Below are 15,985 nucleotides of genomic sequence, written 5' to 3'. Positions count from 1 at the left end.
TTCGTGCCGGACGAAGGTCTCACTGACAACGATATGCCCGGAATGACCGCTGGTCGATCGCCGGACAGGCTCTCTAGGCTCTGCCCATGCATCGGGCGCGCTCCACGCGGGACCAGTTGGCCATGATCGACAGCCTGAGTGCCCGCCCGTTCCCCGAGCGGGTGGAGAAAGGGGCCGGGGGCGGCAGGTGGAGCGGTCCCGGTCACCACGTTGTCGTGCTGCGCGAAAGCCGGGACTTCTGGGAGGAGCGCGGCGAGGAGATCGTGGCGGAGGCCGAGCGGGAGATCGAGGCGGACCACGACGCGCTGGCCGCGATCCTGACCGGCCGCTGGGGCGAGCCACGGACCGTTGATCTGTCTCCGTATCTGTCGGTCGGCAACCCCGACGCCGACCCCGACGCCGACCCCGACCCCGGTTTCGTGGCGCCCGAGCCGATGGGCTTCCTGTGCATGCTCGCGGGCAGCATGCGCGTATGGCGACCGGCGCCCGCCGGGCGGTGGATCGCGCTGGCCGTCGGCCAGGCCGATCCGGAGTGGCCGATCCAACTCCTGGCCGCGTTCGGCGAGGCGTCCGCACTGCCGAGCTGATCCGGCTGCCGGCCTGCCCAACTGCCCGGCGTTACGCGTCGAGAACCGCCACCTCCACCCGCCCCAGCCGGTCCGCGTCCGCGATGATGTCGATCTCCGTCACCTTGTCGTCCGTGATCGTGAACGCGAGCACCAGGAACAGCCGTCCGCCGGGAGCCATCACCAGCCCCGGCGACCCGTTCACCAGCGCGGGCCGGGTGAATCTGACCCGCGCGGCCGACCTGGACGCGCCCTCGGCCACCTGCCGCGCGCCCCGGAGCAGCACCGGTGCGGGGGTGGGGCCGACCGCCCGGTCGGCCCGGAGGATCACGTCCGAGTCGAGCAGCGCGACCAGCGCCTCGAAGTCCCCGCCCCGCGACGCCGCCATGAACGCTTCGACGACATGGCGCCGGCGCGCCAGATCCGCCTCCGACAGCGGCGAGGCCCCCTTCACCCGGCGGCGCGCACGGCTCGCGAGCTGTCTCGCCGCCGCCGGGGAGCGCTCGATCATCGGGGCGATCTCCCCGAAGGGGACGGCGAACATGTCGTGCAGGACGAAGGCCAGCCGCTCGGCCGGCGCCAGCGTGTCGAGTACGACCAGCAGCGCCAGCCCGACCGAGTCGGCCAGGACCGCCTCCTCCTCGGGGGCGTACTGCCCCTCGTACTCCCCCTCGCGCGCGCCCGCCGCGCGAGCCTCGTCGGGGCGGCCCGGTACGTCGAGCGGTTCCTCGCGCCGCGAGGCGCGCGTACGCAGCATGTTCAGGCACACCCGTGCCACCACCGTGGTCAGCCAGCCGGGCGGGTTCCGGATCTCGCCGGTGTCGGCGCGGCTGACGCGCAGCCAGGTCTCCTGGAGGGCATCATCGGCCTCGCTCGCGGAGCCGAGCATCCGGTAGGCCACCGCGCGCAGCCGAGTCCGGTCTTCCTCGAAGCGCTCCAGAAGCCAACTGTTCTCGTCCCTCACGTCACATTCCTCACTCGCCGGGTGTCACGGCAATAGACCCTCCCATCCCGGCAGATGTGACCGGCGAACACCCGGTCCACGAGACATCGGAGAAGCCATGACGTCAACGTCAACGTCAACGATCCTGGTCACAGGCGGCACCGGCACCCTCGGCCGCCTTGTCACGCCCCTGCTGCGCGACACCGATCACCACGTACGGGTGCTGACCCGGCACGGCCGCGCACCCGAGGGTGACGCCGGTGGCGCCGGTGGCGCCGGTGGCGCCGGTGGCGCCGGTGGCGCCGGCGGTGTCGAGTACGTCGCCGCCGACCTGCTCAAGGACGAGGGGATCGACACCGCGCTGGACGGCGCCGAGATCGTCCTGCATCTCGCGGGGGCCGCCAAAGGCGACGACGTGGCGACCCGGAATCTGGTGCGGGCCGCGACGCGTAGCGGCGTACGGGACGCCGTACGGCACCTCGTCTACATCTCGGTCATCGGCGCCGACCGGATTCCGCTCGGCTATCCCAGGGCCAAGCTGGGCGCGGAGCTGGCGGTGGCCCAGTCCGGGCTGCCGTGGACGACGCTGCGTGCGGCCCAGTTCCACGACCTGGTCCTGACCGTGGTGCGCGCCATGGCGAAGCTGCCGGTGGTCCCGGTCCCCGGCGGGCTGCGGTTGCAGCCGGTCGACACCCGCGATGTGGCGGACCGGCTCGTGGAGCTGACCCTCGGCGAACCGGCCGGCCGGGTGGCCGACCTGGCCGGGCCGAAGGTGTACGGGCTGGGGGAGCTGAGCCGGGGCTACCTCTGGGCGCGCGGCAAGAAGCGCCCGACGATGCCGCTGCGGATTCCGGGCAAGGTCGGCCGCGTGTACCGGGCCGGGGAGAATCTGACCCTCGTCGGGGCCGACCTCGGGAGGCGGACCTGGGAGGACTTCCTCGCCGAGCGGGTGAGCGGGGACGGGGCTCACGTACGGCGGCGCTGAGACACGGCAGCGTGGGATATCGCGTGGCCGACACCGCCACCCGTCCGGCACAGTGAGCCCGTGGACACCGTGAACACCCCGCCCTCCCACCCCACCCCCGACTTCATCCCCGGTCTCGATCTGTCACGTCTCCTCTACGAGGAGGCCGTGCGGCCCGTCCTTGACCGCGCGTATCCGGGGCTGCGGTACGCCGCCGCGCGGGTCGGCTCCGGGTCCGAGGTGCTGGGGTTCGACACCGCCCGGTCCGCCGACCACGAGTGGGGGCCACGGCTGAATCTGTTCCTCGCGCCGGACGACGCCGCCGAGCACGGGGCCGACCTGCGCCGACTGCTCGCGGAACGGCTGCCGAAGCACGTACGCGGCTGGCCCACCCACTTCCGGCTCGCCGACCCCGAAGTCCCCATCGGCCACATGGAGTTGACGGACAGCGCGGTCGACCACCGGGTGTCGGTCGACGACCTGGACCACTGGCTGCTCACCCAGCTCGGGGTGACGGCGGCGGAGCCGGCCGTCCGCGACTGGCTCGCGATGCCCCAGCAGCGGCTCGCAGAGGTCACCGGTGGCGCGGTGTTCCACGACGGGCTCGGCACGCTCGGCCCGGCGCGGGCGCGGTTGGCGTGGTACCCCGACCAGGTCTGGCGCTATCTGCTGGCCTGCCAGTGGCAGCGGATCTCCCAGGAGGAAGCCTTCGTCGGCCGGTGCGCCGAGGTGGGGGACGGTCTCGGGTCGGCGGTCGTCGCGGGACGGCTGGTGCGCGATCTGATGCGGCTGTGCCTGCTGCTGGAGCGGACGTACGCCCCGTACGGCAAGTGGCTGGGCCGCTCGTTCGGGCGGCTCGCCGTGGCCGGGGAGCTGACGCCGTCGCTGGCGGGCGCGCTGGCCGCGACCGAGTATCCGGCGCGGGAGCGGCATCTGTGCGACGCGTACGAGTACGTGGCCGGGCTCCAGAACGGGACGGGCCTCGCGGCGCCCGTGGACCCGGCCCGCCGCCCGTACCACAGCAGACCGTTCCAGGTGCTGCACGCCGAACGCTTCGCCCAGGCCCTCGCGGCGACCGTCACCGACCCCGAACTGCGCGGGCTGCCGCTGACCGGCGGGGTGGACCAGTGGGCGGACAGCGCGGACTTCCTCGGGCCGGCCGGGCCCCGGCGCGCGGCGGTCGACGCGCTCGCACGCGCCGCGAGGGCGTGACCGCGAAGTGGCGCCGGCCTTGCCCTCCGTGACGCCTGGCCGGGCGGGACTCCACGGACACGCCCTACGGTGTGAAGGTGCGGAAGAACGCCCGTACGTCGCCCACCAGCAGCTCCGGCACCTCCATCGCCGGGAAATGGCCGCCCCGGTCGTAGGAGGTCCAGCGCGTGATGTTGTTCGTGCGGTCGGCGATGTGGCGCAGCGGGACGAAGTTGTCGTGCGGGAAGTCGGCCAGCGCGGTGGGGACCGTGGACGGCTTGGGCGGCGAGCCCGCGTACGCGGCGTGCGCCCGCTCGTAGTAGATACGGGCGGACGAGCCTGCCGTGCCGGTCAGCCAGTACAGCATCACGTTCGTCAGCAGCCGGTCGCGGTCGATCGCGCCCGCGCCGCCCGTGGTGTCCGCCCACTCCTCGAACTTCTCGGCGATCCAGGCCAGTTGACCGACCGGCGAGTCCGTCAGGCCGTACGCCAGCGTCTGCGGGCGCGTCGACTGGATGTCGGCGTACCCCTGGCGGTCGCGGGCGAACTCCCGTCCCCGCTCCCAGGATTCCACCGTGCGCCGGCCCTCCTGCGGGCTCAGCGCGGCCAGTTCCGCCGCGCTCGGCTCGTGCGTCGCGCCCCCGCCGGGCAGCAGATTGAGGTGTACGCCGATGACGTTGCCCGGCCTGATGCGGCCCAGCTCGCGGGAGATCGCCGCGCCCCAGTCGCCGCCCTGGGCGCCGTACCGCTCGTAACCCAGGCGCTCCATCAGCTCCGCGAACGCCCCGGCCACCCGCTCGTACTCCCAGCCCTTCTCCCGCGTGGGGCCGGAGAGACCGAAGCCGGGGATGCTCGGGAGCACCAGATGGAACGCGTCGGCGGGGTCGGCGCCGTGCGCGCGGGGGTCGGTGAGCGGGCCCGCCACGTCGGCGAATTCGACGATCGAGCCCGGCCAGCCGTGCGTCATGATCAGCGGCGTCGCGTCCGGCTCCGGCGACCGGATGTGGGCGAAGTGGACGGTCGCCCCGTCGATCGTGGCGGTGAACTGCGGCCACCGGTTCAGCTCGGCCTCGGCGGCCCGCCAGTCGTAGGTGTGCCGCCAGTGGTGCGCCAGCGCGCGGAGATGGCCGAGCGGGACGCCGTACTCCCAGCCCGCACCCGGCAGTTCGTCGGGCCAGCGGGTGCGGTCGAGCCGGTCGTGGAGATCGTCCAGGTCGCTCTGCGGGATGTCGATACGGAACGGGGCGATACGGAACGGGGCGGGGCGGGCGGGGCTCATAACGGCGCATCGTAATTCCGGCGGCCCGGACAGCCCCACCCAATTCCGCTCCTCCGCCCGCCTTGACCCTCACACCAATGGCACTGTTCGAGCCTGTGGTCATGGACAACCAACTCTTCGACTACAGCCCGATCACCGAACGTCCCCCCGTCCACTGGCCGGACGGCGCCCGCATCGCCTTCTACGTAGGACTCAACGTCGAGCACTACCAGGTCGACCGCCCCTCCACGAGCATCTTCGCGGGCACCGCCGGCCTGGCCCCCGACCCGCTGAACTACGGCTGGCGCGACTACGGCCCGCGCGTGGGCATCTGGCGGCTGGTCGACAGCCTCGACCGGCACGGCGTACGCGCGAGCGTGATGCTCAACTCCGATGTCGGCAGCCGCTATCCGCAGATCGTCCGCGCGGGCCGCGAACGGGACTGGGCGTGGATCGCGCACGGCAGGAACAACTCGATCTTCCAGGCCGACATGTCGGAGAACGAGGACGCGGAGCGGGCCTATCTCACGGAGGTGGTCGACACCATCGAGAGGGACACCGGCCGCCGCCCGCGCGGCTGGCTGGGGCCGGCGCTCACCGAGACCTTCCGGACTCCGGAACTGCTCGCCGAGCTGGGTCTGACCTATGTGCTGGACTGGTCGAACGACGACCAGCCGTACCGGCTCAACGTGCCGGGCATGCTGAGCGTTCCGTACTCCATCGAGGTCAACGACATCAGTCTGTTCGTCGGCAAGAGCCTCAGCGGGCCCGACTTCGTGCGGATCGTCAAGGATCAGTTGGACCAGCTCTACGACGACGCGGCGGACAGCGGCCGGGTGATGTCGCTGGTGCTGCATCCGTTCGTCATCAACCAGCCGTTCCGGCACAAGTATCTGGACCAGGCGCTGGAGCACATCGCGAACCATCCGGGCGTCTGGCTGACGACGAGCGACGAGATCGCCGAGCACTACGCGAGGCACCGCGCGAGTCAGTGAGGGCGGCTACCGTCCCCGTATGGATTCAGGGACAGTGACCCACGCACGCGCGCTGTGGAGCGAACTCGCCGGTGTCCGAGTCGAGTTCAGCTCCCCCGGCGCCGTCGTGATCGCGCCCGGCTCGCGGCTCTGCCCGCCGGGCTGGGCCGGGATCGTACGGATCGGTGACGCCGCCGTCGTCACCGCGCCGGACGCGCGCTGCGCGAGGGCGCTGAACGAGGCGGTACGGAAGCTGACGTACGCGGAGCTGACCGACGCCGAGCTGACCGACCCGGTCCGGCTCGGCGAGGCGCTGAGCGGTACGGCAGCCCCGGTGCTCGACGCACTGGGGCCGGCCGCGCTCGCCTATCTGGACCGGGGCGACCGGGACGCGTTCGTGCCCGCGCTTCCTAAGGAGGCGGGCGTGAGCGTCGAGCGCGCGGCAGCTCACGACGACTCGGCGTTGGCCGCGCTGCTGGCCGGTGTCGGGAAGGGTGACGCCGGCGAGAGCGGTCTGGACGAGATCACGTCGCCCGCGTTCCTGATCCGCGAGTACGAGGATGTGGTGGCGGCGGCCGGTTATGTGACCTGGCCACGGTCGGTCGCCCACGTATCCGTCCTGGTCGCCCCGGACCGGCGGGGCCGGCGGCTGGCGCGGATCGTGGCCTCGGCCGCCGTGTCCCACGCGCTCGACGCCGGTCTGCTGCCGCAGTGGCGGGCCAGGCCGGAGCCCTCGCGGAGAGTGGCCAGGGCCCTCGGCTTCCGGGAGTTGGGCGCTCAGCTCAGCGTGCGGATGTAGGCCGTGGCCGGGCGGTCGTCGATCGCGATCTCGCCGGTGGCGACGAATCCGGTACGGGTCAGGACGGCGCGCGATGCGGGGTTGTCGTGGGTGGTGCGCGCACGCAGCGTCGTCAGCCCGTACGTCCGCGCCGCCAGCTCGCAGATCTGCCGGACGGCCTGCGTCGCCACGCCCTTGCCCGCCGCCTTCTCCGCGATCCGGTACCCCAGCTCGGCCGACCCGTCCGCCACGTCGACCAGGTTCACGCGCCCGATCACCTCGTCCGCCGCCGTACCGCCGCCGTCGTCGCTCACCAGCACATGGAAGTAGCACACCCCGGCGCTCTGTTCGGCGATCAGATCCTCGAGCCGCGCGGCGAAGTCCGTGAAGAAGGAGTCGCCCCGGTCGGGGACCGACGCGGCGAAGTAGGCACGGTTCTCCCGCTCGAACGCGAGCAGTGCCGGAGCGTGGTCGAAACGGAGCAGTTGAAGTGCGGGCATGCTCGCACGCTACCCGTTGGAGTGCACGTCAAGAGGCGTACGTGAGGCATTGTCGGCAGGCGCCCGGCGCCGAAAATCGGTGGGCCGACACGCCGTCCCCGAGTACCGTTCCGTCGCGTGACTGCTGACCTCGATCATGAACTCGACCACGACCTCGCCGAACTCGTCGACGCGGCGACCCGCCTCGTCGTGGCCCATGCCAAGGGTGACGACCACACCGTGGCCTGCGCCGCCCGCGACCGGGACGGCCGGATCATCACCGGTCTGAACGTCTACCACTTCACCGGCGGCCCCTGCGCCGAGCTGGTGACCATCGGCGCGGCGGCGGCCGTCGGCGCGTACGACCTCGTCACCGTCGTGGCGGTCGGGAGCGACAGCCGGGGTGTGATGCCGCCGTGCGGGCGCTGCCGGCAGGTGCTGCTCGACTACTTCCCGCAGGTCGAGATCGTGGTGCGGACGGAGAACGGTCTGCGGGCCGTGCCGGTACGGGAGTTGCTGCCGTACGCGTACGAGGTCGAGCGGGACGAAGCCGAGCGGAACGAAGCCGACCCCGCGTGATGCACGCCGACGAGGTGCCGACCGATGTCGCTCTCGTACGCCGGCTGCTCGCCGCGCAGTTCCCGCACTGGGCCGAACTGCCCGTCGAACCCTTCCCGTCCACCGGCACCGTCAACGCCGTGTACCGGCTCGGCGACGACATGACCGTACGACTCCCGCGTATCGAGGGCGGCGTCGAGGACCTGGCGAAGGAGAACCGCTGGCTGCCGTGGCTCGCCCCGCAGCTCCCGGTCCCCGTCCCCGTCGTCCTCCTGGGCGCGGGCACCCCCGCCGAGGGCTATCCCTGGCCGTGGTCGGTCTACCGCCGGCTCGACGGCGCGCACCCGGAGGCCGGGAGGCTCAGCCAACCCGGGGCGCTGGCAGCGGACTTGGCCGACTTCGTCATGGCGCTGCGCCGGATCGACCCCGTGGACGGGCCACCGGCCTACCGGGGCGGGGCCCTGTGCGACCAGGACGGCGAGACGCGCGCCGCGCTCGCCCGCCTCCGTGAGCCAGCCGAACTGGGCGAACCGCGCGGGATCATCGACATCGACATCGACACCGAAGCGGCGGCAGCGGCCTGGGACGTCTCCCTGCGAGCACCTGAGTGGGACGGCCCGCCTGTCTGGCTCCACTCCGATCTGATGCCGGGGAACCTCCTGTTGGACAGCGCCGACGGCGGACGGCTCAGCGGGGTCATCGACTTCGGCACGGTGGGACTGGGCGAACCCGCGTCCGACCTGATCCCCGCGTGGAATCTCCTCCCGGCCGGCGTACGGGACGGCTTCCGCGCCGCCCTGGACGCCGACGACGCGACATGGGCGCGCGGTCGCGGCTGGGCGCTGTCGATGGCGCTCATCCAGCTCCCGTACTACCTCCGCACGAACCCGGCGCTCGCGGCGAACGCGCACCACGTGATCACCGAAGTCCTGGCGGACCACGCGACGGACCACGCGACGTCCCGGCGGCTTTTCTAGAACGGCAGCTCCGCGCTGTGCAGCACATGCAGCCGCGACACCGCCCTCGTCAGCACCACATACAGCCGGTGCGCCCCGCGCCGTTCCGACGCGACGATCGTCGCCGGTTCGACGGCGACCACGTGGTCGTATTCGAGGCCCTTGGCGAGCGACGCCGGCAACAGCGTGACGCGGGCGCCCAGTTCGCCGGGGGACGCGGGCGCCAGGCCCGCTCCGGTCAGCGTGTCGCGCAGGCGCGCGATGTCGGTGTCGGCGGCGATGACGGCGACCGACCCCTCGTACGGCAGCGCCGCGCGGACCGCGTCGACCACCGCCGCGCCCATCCCCGCCGCCTCGGGGACCTTCTCGACGCGTAGTTCGCCGTCCGCGCGCAGCGACCGGGCGGGCGGTAGGTCCACCTCCAACGTGCCGAGCAGCCGGTTCGTCAGCGCCACGATCGCGCCGGGTACCCGGAATCCGACAGTCAGTTCGGCCACCGGGGCATCGGGCGCGCCCAACCGCGCCAGGTGCTCCCGCCAGTCGCGGGCGGCCCACGGGGTGGTGCCCTGCGCCAGGTCGCCCAGGACGGTCAGCGAGCCGAATCCGGCGCGGCGGGCGATGGCGCGGCACTGCATCAGGGAGAGGTCCTGCGCCTCGTCGACCACGATGTGGCCGTAGCTGTCCTGGCGTTCGAGGAGTCCGGCGACCTCGTCCAGGAGCAGCAGATCCGCCGCCGACCACGGAGCCGTACGGGCCGAACGGGGCCGGGCCCACGTCAGCGCGCGCCGTTCCGCCGCGTCGAGGATGCCCTCCGCCGGGCCGCGGGCCGGGTCGGACAGCAGCCCGGCCACGACCTCCTCCGGGGTCGCCCTCGGCCAGACCTCGTCCACGAACGCCGAGACGGCACGCGCGCGGGAGATCTTCTGAAGCCAGGCGTCGCTCCGGACGCCCGAGCGCCGTTCGGCCTGCTGCTGGATCAGCCGTACGGCACGGGTGCGGACGCGCTCGCGGCCGATCGCGTACGGCGGCGCCTCGTGCCGTACGTCGGCGACGATCCGCTCCAGCTCGGCGACCGGCAGCCGCCAGCGGTACGAACCGTCAGGCACCTCAAGGGAGTTGACGGGTACGCGCACCCGCCCGTACAGCGCGCGGCGCAGCACGGCCGCCATCCGCACGTCGTGTTTGACGAGCGCCGCCGCCTCGTCGTCCTCGGCGCGGACCGGGTGGCGCGCGACCTCGTCCTCGATCGTGGACTGGCGGACGCCCGTCTCACCGAGGGCGGGCAGCACCTCGGAGATGTAGGAGAGGAAGGTGCGGTTGGGCCCGAGGATGAGCAGTCCGCCGCGCTTGATCCGGTCGGGGTGGGTGTAGAGGAGATACGCGGCGCGGTGCAGGCCGACAGCGGTCTTGCCGGTGCCGGGGGCGCCCTGGACGCAGACGGACACGGTGAGTTCGTCCCGTACGAGATCGTCCTGCTCGGGCTGGATGGTGGCGACGATGTCGCGCATCGGGCCGACGCGGGGGCGCTCGATCTCGTCGGCGAGGATCGCGCCGGAGGCCGAACCCGGACCGGTCGTGGGGCGGGCACCCTGGAGGGGTTCGTCCTCCAGGCCCGTCAGGTCCTCCGAGAGCCCCTTGCTCCACGGCGCCCAGCCGAACCGGCGGCGGACGGCGACGCCCTGCGGGTCGGCGGCGCGCGCCTGGTAGAAGGCCCGTGAGACCGGGGCGCGCCAGTCGATCACGAGGGGCGGGGACGCGGGGTGTTCGCTGATGCGGATGCGGCCGATGTGATAGCTCTGCCCGGCGTGATCGTGACCGCCCTGTAGGGCTCCGCTCCGTACGGCTCCGAAATCCAGCCGCCCGAAGAACAGCGGCCCTTCCGGCAGCTCGGCCAACTCCTTGGCGTGGCTGCGGAATTGGTAGCCGAGGACTTCCGCGTCCGCCCCGGAGGCCGAGACGTCCGCGCCGGTGACGACCCGTTCCCCGGCCCCTTCGATCATGCCCTTCAGGGCGGTACGGCAGATGTCGTGATAGGCCCGCTCTTGGCCGAGCGCGCGGCTCGGCTCATGGTCGAGTGACGTCATTCCGCCAAGAATAACGTAACCCGGTTACATTTGACACCGGAGATCAGTTGTACGGGCCGAGCCCGCCCCGCAACTGCCCGAACCCCGACTCCGCCGCCGCCACCGCGTCCGGGCAGACCTGGTCGGCGCTCTCACCGGCCGCGATCCGCCGCCAGTTCTCCTCGGCGAGCACGCGCTGGACAGCGGCGATCTGACCGGCCGCGAGCCGCGCGGCCACCGGCCCGGCCGAGGGGCGCGCCCGCGCGAGCGCGCCCGCCAGCGCGGCCTCCGACCGGCCCTGGTAGGCGTACGCCCGCGCGACCAGGGACTCGGTCCCGTACAGCAGACCGTGGAAGGCCAGCACCCGGGGATCGTCGTTGAGCCCGGTCACCGGGTCCCGGCGGGCGAGACCGTCCGCGAAGTGGCGGTGCAGCGCCGCCAGCACAGAGCCGGCACCCGCCCCCGCGACCACCCGCGCCGACTCGTCCTCATGGTCGGCGAACCGGTGCAGGACCAGATCCTCCTTGGCGGGGAAATACCGGAACAGCGTCGGCTTCGAGACATCGGCGGCGGCGGCGATCTCGGCCACCGACACCCTGTCGAAGCCCCGCTCCAGGAAGAGGCCGATCGCCACCTCGGACAGCCGCTCGTACGTCTGCCGCTTCTTGCGCTCGCGCAGACCGTCCGCGATGTCCGGCGTCCCCGCTGTCTCACTCATGGGGATGAAGAGTACGCAGGGGAGGTCGGGGCGAAGCCAACGCCTGTGATACTAATACCGGTATACGTATTGGGTAGCCGCATCACAAGGAGTCACGGCACATGGTGGAGATCAAGACCGACACGGCACTGGAGAAGATGCGCGAGGCCGGACGCGTCGTGGCCAACGCGCTCGAGGCCGCCCGCGCGGCGGCGGCCGTGGGGGTGCGCGTACGCGAGCTGGACGAAGCCGCCCACGCCGTCCTGACCGAGGCCGGGGCCCGCTCCCCGTTCCTGGGCTACCGGCCCTCCTTCGCCCCCACCCCCTTCCCGGCGGTCATCTGCGCCTCCGTCAACGACGCCCTCGTGCACGGCATCCCCACCGACGACCGACTGCGCGACGGCGACCTGGTCAGCATCGACTGCGGCGCCGAACTCGACGGCTGGACCGGCGACGCCGCGATCAGCTTCACCGTCGGCACCCCCCGCCCCGCCGACCTGGAACTGATCGCCGCCACCCAGCGGGCCCTGGACGCCGGCATCGCCGCCGCCACCGTGGGCCACCGCATGGGCGACATCTCCCACGCCATCGGCACCGTCGTCAGCCAGGCGGGCTGCGGCATGCCGACCGACTTCGGCGGCCACGGCATCGGCCGCACGATGCACGAGGACCCGCACGTCGCCAACCGCGGCCGCCCCGGCCGCGGCTTCCCGCTGCGCCACGGCCTCACCCTCGCCATCGAACCCATGCTCATGGCCAGCGGACGCGACGAGTACCGCACCGACCCGGACGGATGGACCCTGCGCACGATCGACGGCAGCCGCGCCGCCCACATCGAGCACACCATCGCCATCACCGACGACGGCCCCCGCATCCTCACCTTGCCCTGACTCCACCTGCCCGACCGCGCCTGCCCCGACTCCGCTGCTGGGGGCACCACCAATCAGCCGCCCTGTCCTTGTGGTCACCGGTCCTGAGAAAGTTTGTACAGCTCGGCGAAGATTCCGCCTGCGTCCATCAGTGCCTCGAACGTGTCGGATTCGGCGATGCGGCCCTGGTCGAGGACGATGATGCGGTCGGCGATGCGGGCGTTCTCAAGGTTGTGCGTGACGAACACGGCGGCCTTGCCCGCGGCAAGTTCCTTGAAGCGGCGGATCACCAGGTGTTCGGCGCGCGGGTCCATCGCGGACGTCGGCTCGTCCAGCATCAGCATGGCGGCGTCCCGGTAGAACGCCCTGGCAACAGCGATTCTCTGCCACTGCCCCCCGGACAGGTCGGTGCCGCCCCAGTTGGAGCCGGCGACCAGGGTGTCGAGGCCGTACGGGACCTTGGCGATGACGCTGTCCGCGCCGGCCGAGTTCACTGCCTCCAGCAGGAGAGCGTCGTCTTCGGTGCGGGGCTGGCCGAGGTGGATGTTGGAGCGCAGGTCCATGGGCCAGCGGGTGTAGTCCTGCGGGACCAGGCCGACCTTGGACCACAGTCTGTGCGGGTCCGCCTCGGCAAGGTCGGTGCCGTCCCACGTCACAGTGCCGCCGGTGTTTGCGATGCGCAGCCCGGTGAGCAGGGCGGACAGGGTGGTCTTGCCCGAGCCGTTCTCGCCGACCAGGGCGATCAGCTCGCCGCGTAGCAGGGTGAGGCTGACGCCGTCGACCGCCGGGGCCTCGGCGCCGGGGTAGGTGTAGCTGACGTTCTCCGCGCGGATCTCGGCCGGGGCATCAGCGTGGATCGCCTGAGTGCCGCGTACGGCGCGCAAGGCCTTCGCCCAGCGCAGGAACGCCTGCCAGTCGTCCAGGTAGAGCGAGGTGCGGAAGAGCCTCGCCGCAGCCAAGACCAGGGAGGTCAGTGCGCCCGTCGAGGTGCGTACCGCGATGACGGCGGTGGCGGCGATGGCCAGGTCCATCCGCCCGGTGGCCGCCAGCCACCCGAGGGCGACCCACGTGGCGCCGAGCATCAATCCGCTGACGGCGGAGCCGAGCAGCGTGACGCGCAGGACTCGCGGGGCGGCGGTGCGGTGGGTGACTTTGATCCGGTCGGTGATCTCCCGGTACCAGGACTGGAGAAAGCCGGCCATGGTCGTGGCGCGGACCTCGGCGGCGGTGCGGCGGTCGGTGGCGTAGTACCGCAGCAGGTAGCGCAGGTGGTTGTCCGAGACGTTCTGGTAGTCCGCCCGGTGCTGAATCCGCGCCGTGGTGATCGCCGCCGCGCCCTTGGGTACCACGGCCAGTACCAGCAGCGGCAGAAGCAGGGGGTGCAGGACCGTCAGAACCGAGGCCGCGGCCACGAGTTGGGCGAGCGCGGAGACCAGGGCCTGGGCATCCCCGATCAAGTTCTCTGTCGCCTCGGCGCCCTTCCCGGCGGCCTGGAGCCGGTCGGTGAACCCGGGCCGGTCGTACGCCTCCAACTCCACCTCCGGGGCCGCAGCCAGGATCTGAAGGTCCGCCTCGGTCGCGACTTCCGGCGACAACCTGGCGGAGGCGTACACGGCGAGCGCGTCGGCTCCGGCCCGCACGCCGGTGGCGACGGCGACCACGACCAGCGCGGGAGTGGCCTCGCTCACCCGGTCGGCGACGGCTCCGCCGGTGAAGAGGTGGTTCATCGCGCCGGGCAGGGCGCCGAGCGCGACAGCGGAGGAGACAGCGATGACCATCTGGCAGGCGCAGAGCCAGAGCATGGCGGGGCGGTCCGCGGCCCAGCCGAGGCGCGTGGCGGCGGCGAGCGTGCGCGGAAGCCGGGCGGCCATCCGCCACCAGGAGGCGTTGGCGATGTCCTCGAAGTGCGGGTCGCTCCGGTAGCCGACCTGCTGCGGGGAACCGGTGGTCGTGGGGGCGGGTGGGGACTCGGTCACCCGCCCCATCCTGGTGGGTTCGCCGGGGCGTCCGAAGACTTTGAGCCGAACTCGCCCGCGCGGTGGACACTGCGTCTACAGGGCCCGCAGAGTGAGTTCGACGGCTGTGATCAGGAACAGTCCGGTGCGGTAGGGCGCCGCCTCGTCCGGTCCGAGGGCCGCCCGCTCGACCGTCTGTGCGAGCACGGCCGGATCGAGATAGCCCTCCTCGACAAGGTGCAGGTCCTTGCCCCAGCTATGCAGCAGGCCGCTCGCGTATTCGTGGACGGCGCGGTTCATCAGGTGACCGAAGTTCTCCCGAAGCGCAGGGTGCACCACCTCATCGGGCAGACCTTGGGTGGCGAACCGCATCGTCAGCAGCCGCTTGTCGCGCTTCCACTCCCGTGGGAGGCGCTGGCCGAAGCGGACCAGGTCGGGGTCGGTGAACGGGGCGAGCGCCCACAGGCCACGGCGTGCGAGGAGCGGGGTGGCGACCTCCAGTGCGACCAGGGCAGTCTCCGGCGCCACGGTGGGAGGAGAGATTCCGGTGTTCACCTCGCCGAGCAGGTCCCGGACCCGCTCGCCGCACCAGGCCGGAGCTTCCAGCGTGCGTACGGCGCCGCCGTCGGGGCAACGTACCCGGGCGACTTCGTCGCCGCCGAACCCGGCGACCACGGTGGCGATACCGCGCGCCATCAGCGCCTGGGCGAGCGAGTCGGCGGCCTCCAGGTGCGGCTCGTCCAGCGGGCTGATCGCCCCTGGATGAGCCCGGCGCAGCCCGCCCGGGGCCAGCGGTGGGTGGCTGGCGGCGGGCACCGTGACATCGGGGGCGAAACCGATGTGGTCGGTGACCATGCGGCGCCGGGCGATCTGCTGCGGGCCGGCCTCGCCGCCGATCAGCAGCGCGCACGGCGTGATCAGGCCCGGGTGCGCGAGGGCGAGGGAGACCGCGAGGTTGGTGGAGTCCTTGCCCCCGGACAAGTGGGCCGCTGTCTGTACGGGGTTGAGAGGGCGGCGGGCGTAGATATGGTCGACAAGTGCCTCGAACGCCCTCACCAGGGCCGGGCCGTCCATGCCCTCGGACAGCTCGGAGGGCCGGGCGTGCTCGGCGGGGGCGGGGTAGAGCATGCGCAGGCCCTCGACGTCCGCATATGCCGAGGACCGTTCGGACAGGCGCTTGATGCTGGTGAACAGGGTGTCGTGCCCGTAACGGGGGTGCCCGGTCAGCAGCCGCATGACCTCCTTCTCGTCCAGTTTTCCGGGTGTCTGGTGGGCGGAGAGGTCCATCAACTGCCACGACCCGACGAGCTGCCCATCGGCCTGGGCGAGGTAGAGCGGGCACACCCCGCCGAGCCCGGTCTGGAGCCGCAGTCCGTCCGGCCCCGCTTCGATCCATACGGACTGGAGCGGCCATGCCCGGCACTCCTCTACAGCACGGGCATGCATCGCGGCGTCCACCCGCACCGGGGTTGTCGACCGCAGCAGTGACGCGCGGCCGGCGGCCCGCTCGCGCACCACCATCAGCGTGGCCGTGCCATCGGTGACCGCCCGTGCCTCCAGCGCCGGATTGGCCAGCGGCCGAATGCGGTCCTTACCGCGCACCCAGCAGCCTTCGCCCTGCTCACACCCCTGCCACTGCCACGGCCCCGTACCGGCCCGCAGATCGACCGACAACGTCAACATCCCCGAACTCCCTTCATCCCTGCGATGAGCAAGTCCCGGGGCCCGCGCGGC

General features: G+C 72.2%; 15 protein-coding genes. 8 read left to right on the top strand and 7 right to left on the bottom strand.

What is annotated here, in order from left to right:
- The first annotated feature begins 86 nt into the window (after positions 1 to 86).
- The gene (locus tag OG329_RS22805; protein ID WP_405797645.1) at positions 87 to 587 is read left to right on the top strand and encodes a hypothetical protein; all 501 of its coding nucleotides are present in this window, start codon (positions 87 to 89) and stop codon (positions 585 to 587) included.
- 31 nt (positions 588 to 618) lie between these two features.
- Here OG329_RS22805 and OG329_RS22800 read toward each other — a convergent pair whose 3' ends face one another.
- A complete protein-coding gene (locus tag OG329_RS22800; protein ID WP_405797644.1) occupies positions 619 to 1,530 on the bottom strand; it encodes a sigma-70 family RNA polymerase sigma factor in 912 nt (303 codons plus the stop codon).
- Positions 1,531 to 1,627: 97 nt separating this feature from the next.
- On the opposite strand from OG329_RS22800, the gene OG329_RS22795 reads away from it, so the two are divergent.
- Together OG329_RS22795 and OG329_RS22790 are read left to right on the top strand one after the other, a co-directional pair.
- Positions 1,628 to 2,494 (top strand): SDR family oxidoreductase, encoded by an 867-nt coding sequence (locus tag OG329_RS22795; RefSeq protein ID WP_405797643.1) that lies wholly within the window; start codon positions 1,628 to 1,630, stop codon positions 2,492 to 2,494.
- A 60-nt stretch (positions 2,495 to 2,554) separates the two neighbouring features.
- A complete protein-coding gene (locus tag OG329_RS22790; protein WP_405797642.1) occupies positions 2,555 to 3,685 on the top strand; it encodes a DUF4037 domain-containing protein in 1,131 nt (376 codons plus the stop codon).
- Between the two features lie 64 nt (positions 3,686 to 3,749).
- On the opposite strand, the gene OG329_RS22785 is transcribed toward OG329_RS22790, so the two are convergent.
- The gene (locus tag OG329_RS22785; protein WP_405797641.1) at positions 3,750 to 4,943 is read right to left on the bottom strand and encodes an epoxide hydrolase family protein; all 1,194 of its coding nucleotides are present in this window, start codon (positions 4,941 to 4,943) and stop codon (positions 3,750 to 3,752) included.
- A 77-nt stretch (positions 4,944 to 5,020) separates the two neighbouring features.
- On the opposite strand from OG329_RS22785, the gene OG329_RS22780 reads away from it, so the two are divergent.
- Entirely contained in the window at positions 5,021 to 5,917 is an 897-nt protein-coding gene (locus OG329_RS22780) for a polysaccharide deacetylase family protein (RefSeq protein ID WP_405797639.1), read from the top strand.
- Positions 5,918 to 5,936: 19 nt separating this feature from the next.
- Complete coding sequence (locus OG329_RS22775) at positions 5,937 to 6,695, top strand: GNAT family N-acetyltransferase (protein WP_405797637.1); 759 nt, start codon at positions 5,937 to 5,939, stop codon at positions 6,693 to 6,695.
- Here OG329_RS22775 and OG329_RS22770 read toward each other — a convergent pair.
- Entirely contained in the window at positions 6,674 to 7,174 is a 501-nt protein-coding gene (locus tag OG329_RS22770; protein ID WP_405797635.1) for a GNAT family N-acetyltransferase, read from the bottom strand. The genes OG329_RS22775 and OG329_RS22770 overlap by 22 nt on opposite strands.
- Before the next feature lie 117 nt (positions 7,175 to 7,291).
- Here OG329_RS22770 and OG329_RS22765 point away from each other — a divergent pair, with 117 nt between their 5' ends.
- Entirely contained in the window at positions 7,292 to 7,732 is a 441-nt protein-coding gene (locus OG329_RS22765; RefSeq protein ID WP_405797634.1) for a cytidine deaminase family protein, read from the top strand.
- Positions 7,732 to 8,688 carry an aminoglycoside phosphotransferase family protein gene (locus OG329_RS22760; RefSeq protein ID WP_405801969.1) on the top strand — a complete coding sequence of 319 codons (957 nt, stop codon included), beginning with the start codon at positions 7,732 to 7,734 and terminating at the stop codon, positions 8,686 to 8,688. Before OG329_RS22765 ends, OG329_RS22760 begins: the two co-directional genes overlap by 1 nt.
- Here OG329_RS22760 and OG329_RS22755 read toward each other — a convergent pair.
- The gene (locus tag OG329_RS22755) at positions 8,685 to 10,751 is read right to left on the bottom strand and encodes a HelD family protein (protein ID WP_405797633.1); all 2,067 of its coding nucleotides are present in this window, start codon (positions 10,749 to 10,751) and stop codon (positions 8,685 to 8,687) included. The genes OG329_RS22760 and OG329_RS22755 overlap by 4 nt on opposite strands.
- Before the next feature lie 43 nt (positions 10,752 to 10,794).
- Entirely contained in the window at positions 10,795 to 11,448 is a 654-nt protein-coding gene (locus OG329_RS22750; RefSeq protein ID WP_405797632.1) for a TetR family transcriptional regulator, read from the bottom strand.
- 101 nt (positions 11,449 to 11,549) lie between these two features.
- Between OG329_RS22750 and map the strand changes: the two genes are divergently transcribed.
- Entirely contained in the window at positions 11,550 to 12,317 is a 768-nt protein-coding gene (gene map / locus OG329_RS22745) for a type I methionyl aminopeptidase (protein ID WP_405797630.1), read from the top strand.
- A 74-nt stretch (positions 12,318 to 12,391) separates the two neighbouring features.
- On the opposite strand, the gene OG329_RS22740 is transcribed toward map, so the two are convergent.
- Together OG329_RS22740 and OG329_RS22735 are read right to left on the bottom strand one after the other, a co-directional pair.
- The gene (locus OG329_RS22740) at positions 12,392 to 14,281 is read right to left on the bottom strand and encodes an ABC transporter ATP-binding protein (protein WP_405797628.1); all 1,890 of its coding nucleotides are present in this window, start codon (positions 14,279 to 14,281) and stop codon (positions 12,392 to 12,394) included.
- A gap of 66 nt (positions 14,282 to 14,347) precedes the next feature.
- Positions 14,348 to 15,934 (bottom strand): asparagine synthase-related protein, encoded by a 1,587-nt coding sequence (locus OG329_RS22735; RefSeq protein WP_405797627.1) that lies wholly within the window; start codon positions 15,932 to 15,934, stop codon positions 14,348 to 14,350.
- Positions 15,935 to 15,985 lie beyond the last annotated feature (51 nt).

The sequence above is a fragment of the Streptomyces sp. NBC_01506 genome (assembly GCF_045040295.1).
Lineage (GTDB): Bacteria > Actinomycetota > Actinomycetes > Streptomycetales > Streptomycetaceae > Streptomyces.
This window is presented reverse-complemented; position numbering and strand designations above follow the sequence as displayed.

Excerpts from the sequence above, each read along its gene's own strand:
- map (WP_405797630.1), top strand. The coding sequence starts at position 11,550 with ATGGTGGAGATCAAGACCGACACGGCACTGGAGAAGATGCGCGAGGCC.
- OG329_RS22760 (WP_405801969.1), top strand. The coding sequence starts at position 7,732 with ATGCACGCCGACGAGGTGCCGACCGATGTCGCTCTCGTACGCCGGCTG.
- OG329_RS22785 (WP_405797641.1), bottom strand. The coding sequence starts at position 4,943 with ATGAGCCCCGCCCGCCCCGCCCCGTTCCGTATCGCCCCGTTCCGTATC.
- OG329_RS22775 (WP_405797637.1), top strand. The coding sequence starts at position 5,937 with ATGGATTCAGGGACAGTGACCCACGCACGCGCGCTGTGGAGCGAACTC.
- OG329_RS22740 (WP_405797628.1), bottom strand. The coding sequence starts at position 14,281 with ATGGGGCGGGTGACCGAGTCCCCACCCGCCCCCACGACCACCGGTTCC.
- OG329_RS22770 (WP_405797635.1), bottom strand. The coding sequence starts at position 7,174 with ATGCCCGCACTTCAACTGCTCCGTTTCGACCACGCTCCGGCACTGCTC.
- OG329_RS22755 (WP_405797633.1), bottom strand. The coding sequence starts at position 10,751 with ATGACGTCACTCGACCATGAGCCGAGCCGCGCGCTCGGCCAAGAGCGG.
- OG329_RS22805 (WP_405797645.1), top strand. The coding sequence starts at position 87 with ATGCATCGGGCGCGCTCCACGCGGGACCAGTTGGCCATGATCGACAGC.
- OG329_RS22735 (WP_405797627.1), bottom strand. The coding sequence starts at position 15,934 with ATGTTGACGTTGTCGGTCGATCTGCGGGCCGGTACGGGGCCGTGGCAG.
- OG329_RS22795 (WP_405797643.1), top strand. The coding sequence starts at position 1,628 with ATGACGTCAACGTCAACGTCAACGATCCTGGTCACAGGCGGCACCGGC.
- OG329_RS22750 (WP_405797632.1), bottom strand. The coding sequence starts at position 11,448 with ATGAGTGAGACAGCGGGGACGCCGGACATCGCGGACGGTCTGCGCGAG.
- OG329_RS22780 (WP_405797639.1), top strand. The coding sequence starts at position 5,021 with ATGGCACTGTTCGAGCCTGTGGTCATGGACAACCAACTCTTCGACTAC.